3 protein-coding genes and 1 pseudogene are annotated in these 4,253 nt (G+C 69.6%); all 4 read left to right on the top strand.

Annotated features, from left to right (window positions below):
- On the top strand, window positions 1-495 hold a 495-nt coding region (locus Q0672_RS20930; protein ID WP_298625487.1), incomplete at its 5' end, for an EscU/YscU/HrcU family type III secretion system export apparatus switch protein.
- 126 nt (window positions 496-621) lie between these two features.
- Window positions 622-945 carry a hypothetical protein gene (locus Q0672_RS20935; protein ID WP_298625490.1) on the top strand — a complete coding sequence of 108 codons (324 nt, stop codon included), beginning with the start codon at window positions 622-624 and terminating at the stop codon, window positions 943-945.
- 117 nt (window positions 946-1,062) lie between these two features.
- A complete protein-coding gene (gene flhA, locus Q0672_RS20940; RefSeq protein WP_298625492.1) occupies window positions 1,063-3,150 on the top strand; it encodes a flagellar biosynthesis protein FlhA in 2,088 nt (695 codons plus the stop codon).
- Between the two features lie 169 nt (window positions 3,151-3,319).
- Window positions 3,320-4,253: pseudogene (gene flhF, locus Q0672_RS20945) on the top strand (flagellar biosynthesis protein FlhF); the annotation flags it as partial.

Raw genomic sequence — 4,253 nt, forward strand, 5'->3', positions numbered from 1 at the left:
GGAAAACCGCAGTACAGCACCCTATCGAGGTGTCCGGTATTACTTGACCACTACAACCCGCAGATCAAGGCGCGCATCCGCGCTGCCCAGCGCGAGATGTCCCGCCGCCGCATGATGAGCAACGTGCCCACCGCCGACGTGGTGGTCACCAACCCGACCCACTACGCCGTGGCCCTCAAGTACGACCCCGACCGGGCCGGCGCGCCCATCGTGGTGGCCAAGGGCGCCGATGTCGTCGCCGGCAAGATCCGCGAACTGGCCCGCGAGCACAACGTCCCCATCCTCGAAGCCCCGCCGCTCGCCCGAGCGCTGTTTGCCCACTGCGAGCTCGAACAGCAGATCCCCGCCGCCCTCTACACGGTGGTCGCCGAAGTGATGGCCTGGGTCTTCCAGCTCAACCACTGGATCGCCGAAGGCGGCCTCCCGCCCGACGTGCCCGGCGCCCTCGCGGTGCCCGAGGGCATGGACCCGGGGACGGGTGAGGGGGCCGAGTGAGCGCTGCGGGCCGCCTTCGTCGGCGTGCCCCGGCCAACCTGTCCCAGACGATGCGCGTAGGCTAGACTCAAAGCGTGAGCCGGCGCTCGCTCCAGAATGCCGGCCCCCCAAGCAGGCTTTGCGATCATGGCTGACCTTTTCCTCTACACCCTGGGCCCCCCGCTTCTCGTCGTGGCCCTGTCCGCCCCGTGGGTGCTGCGCGCGGGCAAGTCCGACCCCGGTCTCGTCTGGCGTCTGGCCTTCATCATCGGCTCGGTCGGCGGCTTCTTTATCTTCGTCGCCGTCGGCTGCGCGGAGGATCGATCCTTCGCAGAGGGCCATGGAGGGCGGGCGCCGATGATCTCGTCCGCCTCCATCTCGGTGATCTACGGCGGAATCTTCAGCCCACTGGGCGCCGCAATCGGTGCCACACCCCTGTGGCTCTACGCCAGACGGTCGAAGGGGCGCTGATGCGCGGCGCGTGCCTGCGTGTTCATAAGGTCGCTGCCGTCCTCCCCCCGAATTACCCCGCCTTTCCCCCTCACTTCCGGCCTTTCCCCGGAGGTCGCTTGAGCGACCATCCGGAACATGAACAGTAGTCTCAACCTGCGCACCCTTTTCGCCCCGAGCAACATCCGCACGCTCGCCGGGCCGCTGCTCATCATCCTCGTTCTCTCGATGATGGTGCTGCCGCTGCCGGCCTTCGTGCTCGACCTGATGTTCACCTTCAACATCGCGGTGTCGGTGATGGTGATGCTGGTGGCGATGTACACCAAGAAGCCGCTGGATTTCTCGGTGTTTCCCACGGTGCTGCTGGTCACCACGCTGCTGCGCCTGTCGCTCAACGTGGCCTCGACGCGGATCGTGCTGCTCGAAGGCCACACCGGCCCCGACGCGGCGGGCAAGGTGATCGAGGCCTTCGGCCACTTCCTTGTCGGCGGCAACACCGCGGTGGGCCTGGTGGTGTTCATCATCCTCACGGTCATCAACTTCGTGGTGATCACCAAGGGCGCCGGGCGGATTGCCGAAGTGGGCGCGCGCTTCACCCTCGACGCCATGCCCGGCAAGCAGATGGCCATCGACGCCGACCTCAACGCCGGCCTCATCGACGAGAAGGAAGCCAAGAAGCGCCGGGCCGAGACCTCCCAGGAGGCGGATTTTTACGGCGCGATGGACGGTGCGTCCAAGTTCGTCCGCGGCGACGCGGTGGCGGGCATCCTGATTCTCGGCATCAACGTGATCGGCGGGCTGATCGTCGGCGTGCTCCAGCACAACATGGAGCTGGGTCAGGCGGCCACCAACTACACCCTGCTGACCATCGGCGACGGCCTGGTGGCCCAGCTGCCGGCGCTGATCATCTCGGTGGCGGCCGGTCTGGTGGTGTCGCGGGTGGGCGACGACGGGGACATGGGGTCGCAGGTCATCGGCCAGGTGTTCTCCAACCCGCAGGTGCTGGTGCTCACCGCGGCGATCCTGGGCATCCTCGGCCTGATCCCGGGCATGCCCAACTTCGTGTTCCTGATGCTGGCCAGCGGGCTGGGCTACATGGCCTGGCGGGGCGGCATCAAGCAGGCCGCCATCGAGCAAGAGGAGGCGCCCGCCGCCGCGCCGGTGGTGCCGGCCGAGAGCCAGGAGGCCAGCTGGTCGGACGTCACCCCGGTGGATGTGCTGGGTCTCGAAGTCGGCTACCGGCTGATCCCGATGGTGGACAAGGGCCAGGACGGCGAGCTCCTCAAGCGCATCCGCGGCCTGCGCAAGAAGTTTGCGCGGGACATCGGTTTCCTGGCCGCGCCGGTGCATATCCGTGACAACCTGGAGCTCAAGCCCAACGCCTACCGCATCGTGCTGAAGGGCGTCGAGATCGGCACCGGCAGCGCGTTTCCCGGGCAGTTCATGGCGATCAACCCGGGGCGGGTGTCCGGCCCGCTTGCCGGCCGCGAGACCACCGATCCGGCCTTCGGCCTGCCGGCGGTGTGGATCGATGCCAGCCAGCGGGAGCAGGCCCACGCGCTGGGCTACACGGTGGTGGACGCCAGCACCGTGGTGGCGACCCACCTCAACCACCTGATCCTCAGTCACGCGCCGGAGCTCCTCGGCCGGGCCGAAACCCAGGCGCTCCTCGACCACATCGCCAAGGACAGCCCCAAGCTGGTGGAAGACCTGGTGCCCAAGCTGCTGCCGCTCGCCACCGTGCAGCGGGTGCTGCAGAACCTCCTCGACGAAGGTGTCAACATCCGCGACATGCGCTCCATCGTCGAGGTGCTGGCCGAGTTCGCGCCGCGGGTCCAGGACCCGCTGGAGCTCACGTCCCGCGTGCGCCAGGCTCTGGGCCGGGCGATCGTCCAGAGCCTCTTCCCGGGCAGCGGCGAGGTGCAGGTGATGGCCCTCGATCCGGGCCTCGAGCGGGTGCTGATGCAGGCCATGGGCGGCGGCGGGCCGGAAGGCGGCGCCATCGAGCCGGGCCTCGCCGACACCCTGCTGCGCGAAACCGCCGCTGCCGCCCAGCGCATGGAAGACATCGGCCTGCCGCCGGTGCTGCTGGTGCCGGCGCCGCTGCGCTGGCTGCTGTCGCGCTTCCTGCGCCGCAGCGTGCCCACCCTCAAGGTGGTGGCCAACTCCGAAGTGCCCGAGACCCGCCTGATCCGCGTCTCGGCGATGATCTCTCCCGCCTCCTGAGCCCCGCCACGTGACGCCCGAAATGGGCGTCATTGGGGTTCGCTGGAGGAATAGCACCCTAAAACCTGTCTTTTCCCGGGCATCGAAAGACGGCCGGCTACGGATAATCAAACGTACCGAAGTGCCCACGCCGATCCCGTGAAAGCCTTCGTACCCCGGAGACAGGAGCATGAACGTCAAGCGCTACTTTGCAAAAACCGCCCGCGAGGCCCTTCGCATGCTGAAGGACGACCTCGGTCCGGATGCCGTGGTGCTTGCCAACCGTGCGGCCAATGGCGGCGTCGAGATCCTCGCCTTGCCGGCCGGCGATGTGGCGAGCCTGCAGCGCGCCCGCAGCCAGGCCCAGGCCGCCGCTGCCGCCCCTGCGCCCGCCCCGGTGGCGGCTGCCCCCGCGCCTGCTCCTGCGCCGGATTTCTTCGACGACGACTTCCGCGTCAGCCTGTCCCGCGCTGCCGCCGCCAACCGTCCGGCTCCGTCGCCCGCGCCTGCGCCGGTGGCCCAGCCCCGTCCGGCCGTGCCCCGCGCCCCAGAAATGCAGCCCTTCAACCCGCCGCGGGTCGAGCTCAGCCGCGACGTGTTCAATGCCGCCTCCAGCCAGGTGCGCCGCCCGCCCGCCGAGGCGCCCCGTGCGCCGGCGCCGGCCCAGCCCCGTTCGCCCCTGCGCAGCGACGCCGCCGCACCCCGCGCGCCCGAACCGGCCCGCCAGCGTCCCGCCGGCATCGAGGAAGAAGCCCGCATCCGCGCCCTCGAATCCGCCAACTCCCAGATGGCCAACGAACTCGCCGCCATCCGCGGCATGATCGAACGCCAGCTCGCCGGCTTTGCCTGGGGTGAGCTGAGCCGCAGCGCCCCTGGCCGCGCCCGCCTGATCGGCGATCTGCTGGAAGCCGGCTTCTCCGCCGTGCTGGCCCGCGAACTGGCCGAGTGCGTGCCCGAGGACGAAGCCCCCGAAGAAGCCCACCGCCTGCTCCACGCCGAGCTCGCCCGGCGCTTCCGCGCCATGGACTGCGACGCCGACATCATCGACCGGGGCGGCGTGTTCGCCCTCGTCGGCCCCACCGGCGTCGGCAAGACCACCACCACCGCCAAGCTCGCCGCCCGCT

It is taken from the genome of uncultured Zoogloea sp., from assembly GCF_937894855.1.
GTDB lineage: Bacteria > Pseudomonadota > Gammaproteobacteria > Burkholderiales > Rhodocyclaceae > Zoogloea > Zoogloea oryzae.

What these genes read in the sequence shown, in the direction of transcription:
- Q0672_RS20935 (WP_298625490.1), top strand. Translation starts at nt 622, where the DNA reads ATGGCTGACCTTTTCCTCTACACCCTGGGCCCCCCGCTTCTCGTCGTG.
- flhA (WP_298625492.1), top strand. Translation starts at nt 1,063, where the DNA reads ATGAACAGTAGTCTCAACCTGCGCACCCTTTTCGCCCCGAGCAACATC.